Origin of the sequence: Streptomyces sp. NPDC101165 (genome assembly GCF_044768135.1) — a bacterium.
Classification (GTDB): domain Bacteria; phylum Actinomycetota; class Actinomycetes; order Streptomycetales; family Streptomycetaceae; genus Streptomyces.
This window is the reverse complement of the sequence record NZ_JBIWPG010000005.1, coordinates 193,823-208,691: the sequence shown is the minus strand read 5'-3', so window position 1 is coordinate 208,691 and position 14,869 is coordinate 193,823. Positions and strand designations below refer to the sequence as shown.

The following is a 14,869-nucleotide window of genomic DNA, read 5'->3' as shown; positions in this document are numbered from 1 at the left end:
CGGACCGTACACCTTTGTCCCTACAGGGGCGTGACGTACGCGCCCGCGATTCCGCCGTCCACCAGGAAGTCGGTGGCGTTGACGAAGGAGGAGTCGTCGCTGGCCAGGAAGGCGACGGCGGCGGCGATCTCCTCGGCCTCGGCGAACCGGCCGACGGGGATGTGGACGAGGCGGCGGGCGGCCCGCTCCGGGTCCTTGGCGAACAGCTCCTGCAGGAGCGGGGTGTTCACCGGGCCCGGGCAGAGGGCGTTGACCCGGATGCCCTCGCGGGCGAACTGCACGCCCAGTTCACGGGACATGGCGAGCACGCCGCCCTTGGAGGCCGTGTACGAGATCTGCGAGGTCGCCGCGCCCATCCGGGCCACGAAGGACGCCGTGTTGATGATGGAGCCCCTGCCCTGGCGGCGCATGTACGGGATGGCGGCCTTGCAGCACAGGTAGACGGAGGTGAGGTTGACCTCCTGGACCCGCTTCCAGGCCTCCAGGCCGGTCTCCAGGATGGAGTCGTCGTCGGGCGGGGAGATGCCCGCGTTGTTGAAGGCGACGTCGACGCTGCCGTAGGTGTCGTAGGCGGCCTTGAACAGCGCCTCGACCTGCTCGGGGTCGGTGACGTCGACCTTGACGAAGATCCCGCCGACCTCGTCGGCGGCGGCCTTGCCGCGGGCCTCGTCGACGTCGCCGCAGACCACGTGCGCGCCCTCGGAGGCGAGGCGCCGGGCGGCGGCGAGGCCGATGCCGCTGCCGGCTCCGGTGACGACGGCGGTACGGCCGACCAGGCGGCGGCAAACGATGTTGTCGGTCACAGTGCGGGGCCCTCCGTGCTGATGAAGACGTTCTTGGTTTCGGTGAAGGCGGTCAGGGCGTCCGGGCCCAGCTCACGGCCGAGGCCGGACTGCTTGAAGCCGCCGAACGGGGTCCAGTAGCGGACGCTGGAGTGGGAGTTGACGGACAGGTTGCCCGCGCGGACGGCCTGGGAGACGCGCAGGGCGCGGCCGACGTCCCGGGTCCAGATGGAGCCGGAGAGGCCGTAGGGGGTGTCGTTGGCGAGGCGGATCGCGTCCTGTTCGTCGGTGAAGGGGAGGAGGACGGCGACGGGGCCGAAGATCTCCTCGCGGGCCGCCGCGCTGCCCGGCCGCTCCCCCGTGAGGACGGTCGGCGGGAACCAGAAGCCGGGTCCGTCGGGGGCGCTGCCGCGCAGGGCCGGGGCGTCCTCGGGGACGTACGACCGTACGCGGTCCAGCTGCTGACGGGAGATCAGCGGGCCCATCTGGGTCTTCTCGTCGGCCGGGTCGCCCACCACGACGCCGGCCAGCGCGTCGGCGAGGAAGTCGCGGGCCTCGTCGTACACCGACTCCTGGACGAGGATGCGGGTGCGGGCGCAGCAGTCCTGGCCGGAGTTGTCCAGGAAGGAGAAGGGGTCGAGGGCGGCCTTGAGGTCGGCGTCGGCGAAGACGACGTTGGGGCTCTTGCCGCCGAGTTCCAGGGTGACCGGCTTGACGAGCTTCGCGCAGCGCTCCATGACCTCACGGCCGGTGCGGGTCGAACCGGTGAACACGATCTTGGCGACGTCGGGGTGGTCGACCAGGGCGCGGCCCGCGGTGTGGCCGTAGCCGGGCAGCACCTGGAACACCCCCTCGGGCAGGCCCGCCTCCAGGGCGAGTCCGGCCAGCCGCAGCGCCGTCAACGGGGTGGTCTCGGCGGGCTTGAGGACGACGGCGTTGCCCGCGGCGAGGGCCGGGAAGGAGCCCCAGGCGGCGATCGGCATGGGGAAGTTCCAGGGGGCGATCACACCGACGACGCCCAGGGGTTCGTGGAAGGTGACGTCCCAGCCGCCGGGTGCGGGGATCTGCCGGCCGAGGAGGCGTTCGGCCCCGCCGGCCGCGTAGAGCAGCAGGTCGCGGGCGTTGCCGGCCTCCCAGCGGGCGTTGCCGAGGGTGTGACCGGCCTCGCGGACCTCCAGCAGCGCCAGTTCGTCGATGTGGGCGTCGACGACGTCGGCGAAGCGGCGCAGCTGGCGGGCGCGGTCCGCGGGCGGGAGGGCGGCCCACTTCTCCTGGGCCCGCGATGCCCGTACGACGGCGGCGTCGACCTCGGCCGCGTCGGCGGCGGGGACGGTGGCGACGACCTCCTCGGTGGCGGGGTTGAGGACCTTCAGCTCGTGCGGGTCGGACACGTGATGACCTTTCACAGGCGTTCGAAGGAGCGGCGCAGCTCCCAGTCGGTGACCGCGGCGTCGAAGGCCTCCAGCTCGACGCGTGCCATGTTGCGGTAGTGCGCGACGACCTCGTCACCGAAGGCGGCCTTGGCGATCGGGCTGTTCTCCCAGAGTTCGGCGGCCTCGCGCAGGGTGGTCGGAACGTGCTCGAAGTCGGCGGTGTAGGCGTTGCCGGGGCAGGGCTCGGGGAGTTCGAGCTTCTGCTCGATGCCGTACAGGCCGGCGGCGACCAGTCCGGCGACGGCGAGGTACGGGTTGACGTCGCCGCCCGGGAGGCGGTTCTCGAAGCGCAGGGAGCGGCCGTGGCCGACCACGCGCAGGGCGCAGGTGCGGTTGTCGTGGCCCCAGGCGACGGCGGTGGGCGCGAAGGAGCCGGGCTGGAACCGCTTGTAGGAGTTGATGTTGGGGGCGTAGAGGAGGGAAAAGTCGCGCAGCGCGGCGAGCTGTCCGGCGAGGAAGTGCCGCATGACGTCGGACATCCCGCCGTCGCCGTCCCGCGCCATCGCGTTGTCGCCGTCGGCGTCCGCGAGGGAGAGGTGGATGTGGCAGGAGTTGCCCTCGCGCTCGTTGTACTTGGCCATGAAGGTGATCGAGACGCCCTCCTGGGCGGCGATCTCCTTGGCGCCGGTCTTGTACAGGGCGTGCTGGTCGCAGGTGCGCAGGGCCTCGTCGTAGCGGAAGGCGATCTCGTGCTGGCCGGGGTTGCACTCGCCCTTGGCGGACTCGACGGTGAGGCCGGCGGCGGCCATGTCGTTGCGCAGCCGGCGCAGCAGGGGCTCGATACGGCCGGTGCCGAGGATGGAGTAGTCGATGTTGTACTGGTTGGCCGGGGTCAGGTCGCGGTAGTTCGCGTCCCAGGCCTGTTCGTAGCTGTCCTTGAAGACGATGAACTCCAGCTCGGTGCCGACCTGGGCGGTGTAGCCGAGTTCGGCGAGCCGGTCGAGCTGGCGGCGCAGGATCTGGCGCGGGGCGGCGACGACCGGGGCGCCGTCGTTCCAGGCGAGGTCGGCGACGAGCAGGGCAGTGCCGGGGTGCCAGGGGATGCGGCGCAGGGTGCCGAGGTCGGGGTGCATGGCGAAGTCGCCGTAGCCTCGGTCCCAGGACGACATCGCGTAGCCGTCGACGGTGTTCATCTCGGTGTCGACGGCGAGGAGGTAGTTGCAGCCCTCGGTGCCGTGCTGCAGGACCTCGTCGAGGAAGAATCGGGCGGCGAACCGCTTGCCCTGGAGACGCCCTTGCATGTCGGGGAAGGCCAGGACGACAGTGTCGATCTCACCACCGGCGACGAGGGCGTGCAGTTCCTCGACACTCAGTGGGGGTGTGCGGTCTGCCACGGGAGAGCCTCCTTGGGCTGCTTCGCGTTCTACGGCGGGGCCGGGAGCCATAAGGTATTGCGGAGAACCATTGCTTGGGAAGGGGGTACGGCCGGATGTCGCAGGAGACGGACGCGCAGGGCGTGCACGCCCAGGGAGTCGACGACCGGCTCGCTCCGGTGCTGCGGCCGGTGCGGGCGGGCAACGGCTTCGAGGAGGCACTGGAGCAGATCCTGCAGGTCGTACGGCTCGGCCTGGTGGCGGGCGGCGAGCGGCTGCCCGCCGAGCGGGAGCTGGCGGAGCGGCTCGGGATCAGCCGGGTGACCCTGCGCGAGGTGCTGAAGGTGCTGCAGGACCAGGGTCTGGTGGAGGCGCGGCGCGGGCGGTACGGCGGAACGTTCGTGCTGCCGCGTACGGACGCGGGCGGCGAGGACGAGCTGCGGCGCCGGATCGCCGAGGTCGACATCGAGGACGTGCTGCGCTTCCGCGAGGTGCTCGAGGTGGGAGCGGCGGGGCTGTGCGCGGCGCACGGGCTGACCGACGAGCAGGCCGACCGGCTGCGGGAGGCGCTGGACCGGACCCATGAGGCGCCGCTCGCGGACTACCGGCGGCTGGACACGCTGCTGCACCTGACACTGGCCGAGCTGTGCGGTTCGCCGTCGCTGACCGCGCAGTACGCGGCGGCGCGGGCGACCGTCAACGACCTGCTGGACTGCATCCCGCTGCTGGTGCGCAACCTGGAGCACTCGCAGCGGCAGCACATCGCGCTGGTGGAGGCGGTGCTGGACGGGGACGCGGACGGGGCGCGGGAGATGATGCGGGAGCACTGCGCGGGTACGGCGGCGCTGCTGCGGGGCTTCCTGGCGTGAGCCCGCTCTGCAAAGGTATGCGCCTGTACCTTTGGATGCCTGGGAGGGCGGCATGACCGTACGACCGCTGATCGGTGTGAGCACGTACCTGGAGGCCGGTGCGCGCTGGGGCGTGTGGGAGCTGGACGCCGCGCTGCTGCCGGCCGGTTACCCGCGGCTGGTGCAGCGGGCCGGAGGGCTGGCCGCCCTGCTGCCGCCGGACGCGCCCGAGCGGGCCGCGGAGGCGGTGGAGCGGCTGGACGGGCTGGTGATCGCGGGCGGGCCGGACGTCGATCCCTCGCGGTACGGGGCCGAGCGGTCGCCGCGTACGGGACCGCCCGCGCCGGAGCGGGACGCCTGGGAACTCGCGCTGATCGAGGCGGCGCTGGCGGCGCGGGTGCCGGTGCTGGGGATCTGCCGGGGGATGCAGCTGCTGAACGTGGCTCTCGGCGGAACGCTGGTGCAGCACATGGACGGGCACGCGGAGGTGGTCGGGGTGTTCGGGGGGCATGCCGTCAAGCCGGTGCCGGGCACGCTGTACGCGGAGATCGCGCCGGAGGAGACGACCGTGCCGACGTACCACCATCAGGCGGTGGAGCGGCTCGGTACGGGCCTGGCGCCCTCCGCCCACGCTGCGGACGGGACCGTGGAGGCGATCGAACTGCCGTCGGGCGAGGGATGGGTGCTCGGGGTGCAGTGGCATCCGGAGATGGGCGAGGACCTGCGGGTGATGCGGGCTCTGGTGCTGGCCGCGTCCTGAGGTCACCCCCTCGTCAGCGACAGCAGCTCCCGCGCCGGCCCCGTGGGCCGGTGCCCCGTCGGCCACACCGCGCGCAGATCCCGGCGCAACGACACGCCCTCGACCGGGATGCTCACCAGCCGTCGCATCGCCAGCTCCTCCCCCAGGGCCAGTTCGCTGAGGACCGAGGGGCCGGCGCCGCTGACCGCCGAGGCCTTCACGGCCGTGGTGGAGGAGAGTTCCATCAGGGGACGGGCCAGGCCGCCGAGGGCCGTGTCCAGGACCTGGCGGGTGCCGGAGCCGCGCTCGCGGAGGATCAGGGGCGTGGCGGCCAGCTCCTCCGGGGTGAGGGGGCGCCGGCGGCGGGCCCAGGGGTGGCCGGGGGCCGTGACGACGATCAGGCGGTCGTGGGCGATCACGGTGGAGTCCAGGCCCGCCGGGACCGTGAGGCCCTCCACGAAGCCCAGGTCCGCCTCGTCGGCCAGCAGGAGTTCCGCGACCTTGGCCGAGTTGCCCGCGAGCAGCGAGACCGCCGTGTCGGGGCGCTCGGCGTGCAGGGCGAGGAGCCAGCCCGGGAGCAGGTACTCGGCGATGGTCATGCTCGCCGCCACCCGCAGCCGTGAGTCCCGCCGGTCGCGCAGCGCCCGCGCACCCGCGTCGAAGGCGGCCGCCGCCTCCACCACCCGGCGGGCCCAGTCCGTCACCAGGGCGCCCGCGTCCGTGAGCCGGGAGCCCCGCGGGGAGCGGTCGACCAGGGCGACGCCCAGTTGCCGTTCCATGGAGCGGATGCGGCTGCTGGCGGCCGGCTGGGTGATGCCGACCTCCCGCGCCGCCGCCCCGAGACTGCCCAGGCGGGCCACGGCCAGCAGCAGTTCCAGGGCGCCGAGGTCCGGCACCCGGTGCGCCAGTGAACCGGCGGGCCGGCCGTCGTCCGTCGCGTACTCCTCACTCATAAGGCCAGTTTATGCCCTCATAGACATGAACTCCCTGGTCAGCGGCGCCCGGGGGCGAAACGGTGAGGTCATGGTCACCGCAGCCCATTCCCTGCCCGCCGTCCGCGTCCGGCACCTCGGTCCCAACTGGTACGCCTCCGTCATGGGGACGTCCGTCGTCGGCACGGCCGGTGCCGCACTGCCCCTGCACCTTCCTTGGCTGCGCGAGGTGTGCACCGCCGTCTGGGCGCTGGCCCTCCTCATGCTGCTGACCCTGCTGACCGCCCGCGCCCGGCACTGGGCCCACCACCGCGACCAGGCCCGCGCCCACCTCCTCGACCCGGCCATGGCCCCCTTCTACGGCTGCCTGTCCATGGCCCTGCTGGCGGTGGGCGGCGGCGCCCTGACGGTCGGCCGGGACTGGATCGGCACCGGTCCGGCCGTCGCGCTCGACACGGTCCTGTTCAGCGTCGGTACGGTGGTCGGGCTCGCGGCCGCCGTGACCGTGCCGTACCTGCTGGCCGTGCACCACCGCGTCCAGGCCACCCAGGCCACCCCGGTCTGGCTGCTGCCGCTCGTCGCCCCGATGGTCTCCGCCGCGCTCGGTCCGCTGCTGGTGCCGCATCTGCCGCCGGGGCAGCCCCGGGAGACGCTGCTGCTGGCGTGCTTCGCGCTGTTCGGGCTGAGCCTGCTGGCCACGCTGCTGATGCTGCCGCTGGTCTTCGCCCGGCTGATCACCTCGGGCCCGCTGCCGCTCGCCCTCACCCCGACCCTGTTCCTGGTCCTCGGTCCGCTCGGGCAGTCCACCACCGCCGTCGGCCTGATCGCGGACGCGGCTCCCCGGGTCGTTCCGGCCCCGTACGACCGCGGTTTCGCCGTGTTCGCGCTGCTCTACGGCGTGCCGGTCATGGGGTTCGCGCTGCTGTGGCTGGCGCTCGCGACCGCGCACGTGGTGCGGGCCCGGCGGCAGGGCATGGGCTTCGCCATGACCTGGTGGGCGTTCACCTTCCCCGTGGGCACCTGTGTCACCGGCGCCGCCGCCCTCGCCCGGCACACCGGGCTCGCCGCGTACGAGGCCCTGACCGTCGGCCTGTACGGCATCCTGGTCGCCGCGTGGCTCGCGGCCGCGTCCGGGACGGTACGGGGGCTGCTCAGCGGTGAGCTGCTCGCAGGGCCTCGGCCAGCACCCGTGGCGCCTCTGCCAGCGACGGTCCGTACCAGGTCAGATGCCGTCCGCTGACCAGGGCGCAGGGCAAGCCCGGGAAGGCCTCGGGGCCGTCGTCGGCGGTGAAGCGGTAGGGCTCGTCCGGCAGCACCACGACGTCCGGGGCCGCCGCCCGCAGCTCCTCCAGCGGCACGCGGGGGTAGCGGTCGGGGTGCGTGGCGTACAGGTGGTGCACGCCGAGACGGGCCAGTACCTCACCCGCGAAGGTGTCCCGGCCCAGGACCATCCAGGGGCGGCGCCAGATCGGCACGACCGCGGTCGTACGGCTCCCGGGCTCGGGAAGCCCGGTCCAGGCGGCCTCCGCCTCTTCCAGCCAGGGCGGCCGGGCCGGTGCGCCGCACGCGGTCAGCACCCGCTCCAGCTCCCGGAAGGCCTGCGGCACCGTCCGCACCTCGGTGACCAGCACCTTCAGGCCCGCCGCGCGCAGGGCGTCCAGGTCGGGGCCGCGGTTCTCCTCCTCGTTGGCGATCACCAGGTCGGGGGCGAGGCCGAGGATCCGCTCCGGGTCCGGGTTCTTCGTGCCGCCGATCCGGCTGACGTCGAGGTCCGCGGGACGACTGCACCAGTCGGTGGCCCCGACGAGGACTCCGGGCAGCGTCACGGCGACGGCCTCGGTGAGAGACGGGACCAGGGAGACGACGCGCACTAACGGGGCCGGTCCTGCACGGCCTCGATGTGTTCGGCGACCGCGACCACGATGATCCGCGTGTCGGGGACGGTCGCCCGCCAGCGATGCCGGACCCCGCCGGTGAGGTAGAGGGTGTCGCCGCGGCCGAGACGGTACGCACGGCCCTCGGCCTCGATCTCGACCGCGCCGTCGGCGACGTACATCAGCTCGTCGTTGCGGTGCTGGAACTCGCGGCCGGCGTCATGGTCGCCGGTGAACTCGGAGGCGTGCAGCTGGTGGTGGCCGCGCACCAGGGAGCGGGTGCGCGGGTCGAAGTCGCCCTCGTCGACGGGCTCGGCGCGGACGACGTCCACGCTGCAGGCCGGGTCGGCGGCGGCGAGGAGCTCCACGGCGGTGGTGCGCAGGGCGTCGGCCAGCTTCTCCAGGGAGGTGCGGCTCGGGCGGGCCCGGTCGTTCTCGACCTGGCTGAGGAAGGGCACCGAGAGGCCACTGCGCTCGGCCACGACGGCGAGGGTGAGTTCCAGCGCACGGCGACGCCGCCGGACGGCCGCGCCCACCCGCACGGGCTGTTGCTCTTTGTGGTCGCCCATCGCTCCGGCTCCCTCCTTCACTCGTCGTGCCGCCGACACGGTGTCCACCGCCGGACACACCCCTGATGAGTTGTCTGCACCCTACGCATGTTCGGCAAACCGTTTCATGCGGCTGTCACATCCCTGACACGCCGGTGGGCCCGCACCCCCATGGTTCGCGCCAGTGCGGCCGCTCGCCGTGCGGGACGGGTCTCCCCTGGTTCAAGGCCGGAGCGGCCCTCCGTGTTCCCGCCGGGGCAGGGCCCATAGCGCTCCGTGGTTGGCCGGATCCTGCCCGTAGGGGAATCCCGCGCGGTCCGGCGCCCGGATACGCCGCGAGGGGTGGACGGCGCCCGCCCGAAGGCGTACGGCGCCGCCCACCCCTCGGGTGGCGGTCCGGGAGGTCAGGTCACCCGGCCGCCCCGCTCCCGGCACCCTTGCGGGCCACCGGCGCCCACCGGTCGACCAGGTCCGGGTGCTGCTCGAGCCAGCTGCGCACGGCGTCCTGCTCCCCGCCCTTGCCGGCCTTCTGGATCTGCGCCTCCAGGCCGGTGAGCTGCTCCTCGGTCATCGAGAAGTTCTTCAGCCAGGTGCCGACCTCGGGGTTGTCGGCGGCGAAGCCCTTGCGGGCCAGGGTGTGCACGCCGTCGCCCGCGCCCCAGGCGCCCTTCGGGTCCTTCAGCTTCTTCAGGCCGTAGTCGCTGTACGCCCAGTGCGGGGACCACAGGGTGACGACGACCGGCTGCTTCTTGGCGTAGGCGCGCTTCAGCTCGGCGAGCATCGCGGGCGTGGAGCCGTCGACGACGTCGTACGTGCCCTCCAGGCCGTACTCCTTGAGGACCTTGGTCTTGAGCAGGCCCATCATGCCCGCGCTGGGCTCGATGCCGACGATCTTCCCGCCGAACTCGGAGGCGTGGTCCTTCAGGTCCGCCAGGGAGTTCACGTCCTTGACATAGGACGGGACGGTCAGCTCCAGGGAGGTGGGTCCGTACCACTTGCCGAGGTCGTCCAGCTTGCCGCCGTACTTCTTCCAGTACTCGGCGTGCGTGGTGGGCAGCCAGGAGTCGGTCTGGAAGTCGACCTGGCCGGTGGCGATGCCGGTGTAGAGGGGGCCGGCGGCGTACTGGGTGGTCGTCACCTCGAAGCCGCGCTCCTCCAGCAGTTCCTTCCAGAGGTAGGTGGAGGCGATGCCCTCGTCCCACGGGATGTAGCCGATCCGGATCTCCTTGCCCTTGCCGACGTTCGTGGCGGAGGCCTTGGAGGTGCCGGAGGAGGAGCCGAAGATCCCCATGCCTCCGGCGACGAGCGCGAGGACGACCACGCCGACGACGGCGACCTGCGGGCGCGGGCTGTACGACCACAGGGTCGTCCGCTGCTTCGCGGCGGCCCTGCGGCCCTGCGGGGAGAGCTGGGTGCCCAGGGCGCCGGTCACGCGGTCCAGGTAGATGGCGAGGACGACGATGCCGACGCCCGCCTCGAAGCCGAAGCCGATGTCGAGCTGCCCGATGGCCTCGTTGACGGCGCCGCCCAGGCCGCCCGTGCCGACCATGCCCGCGATGACGACCATGGACAGGCCCAGCATGATCACCTGGTTGACGCCGGCCATGATGGTCGGCAGGGCGAGTGGCAGCTGGACGCGCAGCAGGGTGTCGCGCGGCGGTGTGCCGAACGCCTCGGCGGCCTCGACCAGTTCGGCGTCGACCTGGCGGATGCCCAGCTCGGTCATGCGGACGCCGGGGGCGAGCGCGAAGATCAGCGTGGCGATGACACCGGCGGCGGTGCCCAGGCCGAAGAAGAGGATGGCCGGGATCAGCAGGACCATCGACGGCATGGTCTGGAGCAGGTCCAGAACGGGCCGTACGGCCGCGCTGACCGCGCGGGAGCGGGCGGCCCAGATGCCCAGCGGGATCGAGATCACCAGGGCGATGACGGTGGCGACGAGGACCAGCGCCAGGGTGGACATGGCGCGGTCCCACAGGTCGAGCGAGTCGACGAGGGCGAACCCGGCGAAGGCGAGGACGCCCGCGACCAGTCCGCGCAGCCACCAGGCGACGACCGCGAGCATGCCGGCCAGAAGCAGGGGTGCGGGCGCGGTGAGGACCGCGTCGATCCCGTCGTACATGCCCTCCACGACCGCGCGGACCGCGTCGAACAGCCAGGAGAGGTGGGCGACCAGCCAGTCGACGCCCGAGTCGACCCAGTCGCCGAGGTGCAGCCTAGGCACGGGCGATCACCTTCTTCCCGCTGTTGTCGCACGCGGTGGGCTCGCCCGGTTCGTCGCCGAGGAGGCCGACGAGGCGCTGCCGGGGTACGACCCCGACGAGCGCGCGGTCCGCGTCGAGGACGGCGACCGGGTGGGTCAGGCGGGCGCTGATCGCGCACAGCTCGGCGAACGGCGTGCCCGGGGCGGCCGTCTCGCAGCCGCAGTCGGCCTCGTCGCCGCGGACGTCGGTGTCCATGACGGCGGTGGCGCTCAGCACGCGGGAGCGGTCGACGTCCTGGATGAAGGAGGCGACGTAGTCGTTCGCGGGGCGCAGCAGGATGTCCTCGGCGGTGCCGGTCTGCACGATGCGGCCGTCGCGCATGACGGCGATGCGGTCGCCGAGGCGCATGGCCTCGTTGAGGTCGTGGGTGATGAAGACGATCGTCTTCTTCAGGGTCTTCTGCAGTTCCAGGAGCTGGTCCTGCATGTCACGGCGGATCAGCGGGTCCAGGGCGCTGAAGGACTCGTCCATGAGGAGCAGGTCCGCGTCGGTGGCGAGGGCGCGGGCGAGGCCCACGCTCCCCCAGTGCCTTAAGGGCCTGGGGGTACCCCCAGCTGCATGCCGCCGGACAGTTCGTCGGGCCAGGAGTCCTCCCAGCCGGCCAGGCCGCACAGGGCGAGCGCCTCGTCGGCGCGGCGCGCGCGCTCGGCGCGGGGCACGCCCTGCACGCTCAGGCCGTAGGCGGCGTTGTCGCGGACGCTGCGGTGCGGGAAGAGCGCGAAGTGCTGGAAGACCATGCTGATCTTCTTCGAGCGCAGCTCGCGCAGGGCGCGATCGCTGAGCGCGGTCAGGTCCTGGCCGTCGAAGCGGACATGGCCGGCGGTCGGCTCCAGCAGGCCGTTGAGCATGCGCAGCAGGGTGGACTTGCCGGAGCCGGACAGGCCCATGACGACGAAGATCTCGCCGGCCTCGACCTCGAAGGAGGCGTCGATGACGGCGGCCGTGGTGCCGTCGGCGCGCAGCTCCTCCCGTTCGGCGCCCTGGCGCAGCCGTTCCACTGCCTGGTCCGGTCGTCTGCCGAACACCTTGAACAGGTGTTCCGCCTCAAGCCTGGATGACACGCGTACCTCTCGTCTCGGTGGACACAACTCGTCTCGGTGGACACAACAGAGGCGGCGCCTCCCCACGACCGCTTTGATCAAACTTTTAAGTGGCTCAGCTCACAGGGGCGGATCCGTGGCGGCAGGGGACCGTCAGTGCCGTACGGCATGATGCGACCGTGACCGGACGACTCATGCTTCTCGACACCGCCTCGCTGTACTTCCGCGCCTACTTCGGCGTGCCGGACTCCGTGCGGGCGCCCGACGGCACGCCGGTGAACGCCGTGCGGGGACTGCTGGACTTCATCGACCGACTGGTCCAGGACCACCGGCCGACGCAGCTGGTGGCCTGCATGGACGCCGACTGGCGGCCGCAGTGGCGGGTGGACCTGATCCCCACTTACAAGGCGCACCGGGTCGCCGAGGAGCACGAGGGCGCGCCGGACACGGAGGAGGTGCCGGACACGCTCACCCCGCAGGTGCCGGTCATCGAGGCCGTGCTGGACGCGGTCGGCATCGCCCGGGTCGGGGTCGCGGACTACGAGGCCGACGACGTGATCGGGACGTTCACCGCGCGCGCCGACGGACCGGTGGACATCGTCACCGGCGACCGCGACCTGTATCAGCTCGTCGACGACGAGCGCGGCATCCGCGTGCTGTACCCGCTGAAGGGCGTCGGCACGCTGCAGCTGACCGACGAGGCCGTGCTGCGCGGGAAGTACGGGGTCGACGGGCGGGGGTACGCGGATCTGGCGCTGCTGCGCGGCGACCCGAGCGACGGCCTGCCGGGCGTGTCCGGGATCGGTGAGAAGACGGCCGCCAAGCTGCTCGCCGAGTTCGGCGACCTGGCCGGGATCATGGCCGCGGTCGACGACCCGAAGGCGAAGCTCACGCCGTCGCAGCGCAAGCGGCTGACCGAGGCCCGGCCGTATGTCGCGGTCGCACCGAAGGTGGTGCGGGTGGCCGACGACGTCCCGCTGCCGGACGTCGACACCGCACTGCCGCACACCCCGCGGGATCCGGCGGGACTGGAGGAGCTGGCGGCGCGCTGGGGACTGGGTGGCTCCCTGCAGCGCCTGCTGACGACACTGGGAGAGTGAGTCCGACCGGAATATTCCGGCAAAACGCGTTCATCGAGGCCTCATGGAAGCCGTGTTGACCGGAGAGAGATGCTAACTTAGGTAAACCTAACCAATGCAGCAGGAGGCCGTGATGGCAGAGCGCCCGGGACGAAAGCCGCGCAAGCCCCATACCGCCCAGGTGGTGCGCACCGAGCGGCTCACCCCGCACATGCAGCGTGTGGTGCTCGGCGGCGAGGGTCTCGCCGACTTCGCCGCGGACACCTGCACCGACCACTATGTGAAGCTGCTGTTCGGTCCTCCTGGCGTGACCTACCCGGAGCCCTTCGACCTGGAGCGGATCCGCGCGGAGTTCCCCCGTGAGCAGTGGCCGGTGACGCGGACCTACACCGTGCGCGCCTGGGATCCCGAGCACCGCGAGCTGACCCTGGACTTCGTGATCCACGGTGACGAGGGTCTGGCCGGGCCGTGGGCCACCCGGGTGCAGCCCGGTGAGACCGTGCGCTTCATGGGCCCCGGGGGTGCGTACGCGCCCGACCCGAGCGCCGACTGGCATCTGCTCGTCGGTGACGAGAGCGCGTTGCCCGCGATCGCCCGCGCCCTGGAGGCGCTGTCCCCCGGCGCCCGGACGCACGCCTTCGTGGAGGTGTCCGGCCCCGAGGAGGAGCAGAAGATCAACTCCGAGGTGGAGGTCGTCTGGGTGCACCGCGGGGACCGGCCGGTGGGCGAGGCCCTGGTGGAGGCCGTGCACGCGCTGGAGTTCCCCGAGGGCCGGATGCACGCGTTCGTGCACGGCGAGGCGAGCTTCGTGAAGGAGCTGCGCCGGCTGTTCCGGGTCGAGCTGCAGATCCCGCGCGAGGACCTGTCCATCTCCGGCTACTGGCGCCTCGGCCACAACGAGGACGGCTGGCAGGCCTCCAAGCGGGACTGGAACGCCCGTATCGAGGCCGAGCAGGAGAGCGGCGGCGCGGCGGCGGCCTGAACACTGCGCGAGCGGCGGCACCCTGACGGGGTGCCGCCGCTTTCGTCCGCCGTCCGAGCGGCCTCGTACCCTTGACCGATGAGACGCCGTACCCCGCCCCCGCCCGCCCCGCTCCCCCAGCGTGACGGTGTCGACCCGGTGCGGGTGCGGCTGCCGTTCGGCGGGGTGTGGGCGACCGTGCGGGAGTATCTCGTCGAGCGGCTGACGGGGGCCGGGCCCGGCGTGGTCGAGGAGATGTTCGACGCGGGGCTGATCGTGGGCGCCGACGGCCGGGCGGTGGCGCCGGACGCGCCGTACGAGCCGGGGATGTTCGTGTGGTTCCACCGGGAGCTGCCCGCCGAGGTGCCGGTGCCCTTCCCGGTGGAGGTGATCCACCGGGACGCGCACATCGTCGTGGCCGACAAGCCGCACTTCCTCGCGACGACCCCGCGCGGCTCGCATGTCGCCCAGACCGTGCTGGCCCGGCTGCGGACCGAGCTGGGCATCCCCTCGCTGTCCGCCGCGCACCGGCTGGACCGGCTCACCGCCGGTCTCGTGCTCTTCACGGTGCGGCCCGAGGAGCGCGGCGCGTACCAGACGCTGTTCGCGGACCGGCTGGTCCGCAAGGAGTACGAGGCGATCGCACCGTACGACGCCTCGCTCGCCCTGCCCCGGACCGTGCGCAGCCGGATCCTGAAGGAACGCGGCATCCCGGCCGCGCGGGAGATCGAGGGCGAGCCGAACGCCGTGACCCGGGTGGAGCTGGCCGAGCACCGGGCCACGCTGGGCCGGTACCGGCTCGTCCCGGAGACGGGGCAGACCCACCAGCTGCGGGTGCACCTGAGCGCACTGGGCATCCCCATCCTCGGCGACCCGCTCTACCCGGAGGTGACCGCCCCCGTACCGCCCGGCGACTTCCGGCGTCCGCTGCAACTGCTCGCACGGAGGCTGGAGTTCACCGATCCGGTGACGGGGGCGGAGCACGCGTTCGTCAGCGGGCGGACGCTGGAGGCCTGGCACTCGCCCGAGCGGTGGGCCGGCGAGCAGCCCTGACCC

General features: G+C 72.5%; 13 protein-coding genes and 1 pseudogene. 6 read left to right on the top strand and 8 right to left on the bottom strand.

Translation table 11 applies throughout. The features are described 5' to 3' along the window. Positions 1 to 20: 20 nt before the first annotated feature. The 3 genes from ACIRVH_RS12430 to ACIRVH_RS12420 are packed head-to-tail and all read right to left on the bottom strand — an operon-like array spanning position 21 to position 3,549. A complete protein-coding gene (locus ACIRVH_RS12430; RefSeq protein ID WP_403951426.1) occupies positions 21 to 803 on the bottom strand; it encodes a 3-oxoacyl-ACP reductase in 783 nt (260 codons plus the stop codon). Then, complete coding sequence (locus ACIRVH_RS12425; protein ID WP_403951423.1) at positions 800 to 2,173, bottom strand: aldehyde dehydrogenase family protein; 1,374 nt, start codon at positions 2,171 to 2,173, stop codon at positions 800 to 802. Before ACIRVH_RS12425 ends, ACIRVH_RS12430 begins: the two co-directional genes overlap by 4 nt. An 11-nt stretch (positions 2,174 to 2,184) precedes the next feature. Next, positions 2,185 to 3,549 carry a glutamine synthetase family protein gene (locus ACIRVH_RS12420; protein WP_403951421.1) on the bottom strand — a complete coding sequence of 455 codons (1,365 nt, stop codon included), beginning with the start codon at positions 3,547 to 3,549 and terminating at the stop codon, positions 2,185 to 2,187. Positions 3,550 to 3,644: 95 nt separating this feature from the next. Here ACIRVH_RS12420 and ACIRVH_RS12415 point away from each other — a divergent pair, with 95 nt between their 5' ends. Continuing rightward, entirely contained in the window at positions 3,645 to 4,397 is a 753-nt protein-coding gene (locus tag ACIRVH_RS12415) for a FadR/GntR family transcriptional regulator (protein ID WP_403951419.1), read from the top strand. 52 nt (positions 4,398 to 4,449) lie between these two features. Next, the gene (locus ACIRVH_RS12410) at positions 4,450 to 5,136 is read left to right on the top strand and encodes a gamma-glutamyl-gamma-aminobutyrate hydrolase family protein (RefSeq protein WP_403951416.1); all 687 of its coding nucleotides are present in this window, start codon (positions 4,450 to 4,452) and stop codon (positions 5,134 to 5,136) included. A gap of 2 nt (positions 5,137 to 5,138) precedes the next feature. Here the strand turns inward: ACIRVH_RS12410 and ACIRVH_RS12405 are convergent, their stop codons facing one another. Beyond that, the gene (locus ACIRVH_RS12405) at positions 5,139 to 6,068 is read right to left on the bottom strand and encodes a LysR family transcriptional regulator (RefSeq protein WP_403951413.1); all 930 of its coding nucleotides are present in this window, start codon (positions 6,066 to 6,068) and stop codon (positions 5,139 to 5,141) included. Positions 6,069 to 6,138: 70 nt separating this feature from the next. On the opposite strand from ACIRVH_RS12405, the gene ACIRVH_RS12400 reads away from it, so the two are divergent. Further along, positions 6,139 to 7,287 carry a TDT family transporter gene (locus ACIRVH_RS12400; protein WP_403951988.1) on the top strand — a complete coding sequence of 383 codons (1,149 nt, stop codon included), beginning with the start codon at positions 6,139 to 6,141 and terminating at the stop codon, positions 7,285 to 7,287. On the opposite strand, the gene ACIRVH_RS12395 is transcribed toward ACIRVH_RS12400, so the two are convergent. The 4 genes and pseudogenes from ACIRVH_RS12395 to ACIRVH_RS12380 all read right to left on the bottom strand — a co-directional run bounded on the left by ACIRVH_RS12395 (position 7,199) and on the right by ACIRVH_RS12380 (position 11,794). Then, positions 7,199 to 7,918 (bottom strand): helical backbone metal receptor, encoded by a 720-nt coding sequence (locus tag ACIRVH_RS12395; protein WP_403951410.1) that lies wholly within the window; start codon positions 7,916 to 7,918, stop codon positions 7,199 to 7,201. The two genes, ACIRVH_RS12400 and ACIRVH_RS12395, sit on opposite strands and share 89 nt — an antisense overlap. Next, a complete protein-coding gene (locus ACIRVH_RS12390; protein WP_403951407.1) occupies positions 7,918 to 8,490 on the bottom strand; it encodes a helix-turn-helix domain-containing protein in 573 nt (190 codons plus the stop codon). The genes ACIRVH_RS12395 and ACIRVH_RS12390 overlap by 1 nt, the downstream gene beginning before the upstream one ends. Positions 8,491 to 8,878: 388 nt before the next feature. Next, entirely contained in the window at positions 8,879 to 10,693 is a 1,815-nt protein-coding gene (locus ACIRVH_RS12385; protein ID WP_403951405.1) for an ABC transporter permease/substrate binding protein, read from the bottom strand. Continuing rightward, positions 10,686 to 11,794, bottom strand: a pseudogene (locus ACIRVH_RS12380) (glycine betaine/L-proline ABC transporter ATP-binding protein). Before ACIRVH_RS12380 ends, ACIRVH_RS12385 begins: the two are co-directional and overlap by 8 nt. A 158-nt stretch (positions 11,795 to 11,952) precedes the next feature. On the opposite strand from ACIRVH_RS12380, the gene ACIRVH_RS12375 reads away from it, so the two are divergent. From ACIRVH_RS12375 to ACIRVH_RS12365, 3 genes are all read left to right on the top strand, one after another. Further along, a complete protein-coding gene (locus ACIRVH_RS12375) occupies positions 11,953 to 12,873 on the top strand; it encodes a 5'-3' exonuclease H3TH domain-containing protein (RefSeq protein ID WP_403951403.1) in 921 nt (306 codons plus the stop codon). A 112-nt stretch (positions 12,874 to 12,985) separates the two neighbouring features. Further along, complete coding sequence (locus ACIRVH_RS12370) at positions 12,986 to 13,834, top strand: siderophore-interacting protein (protein ID WP_403951401.1); 849 nt, start codon at positions 12,986 to 12,988, stop codon at positions 13,832 to 13,834. A gap of 78 nt (positions 13,835 to 13,912) precedes the next feature. Beyond that, positions 13,913 to 14,866, top strand: a complete 954-nt coding sequence (locus tag ACIRVH_RS12365) for an RluA family pseudouridine synthase (RefSeq protein WP_403951398.1) — start codon at positions 13,913 to 13,915, stop codon at positions 14,864 to 14,866. Positions 14,867 to 14,869: the final 3 nt, after the last annotated feature.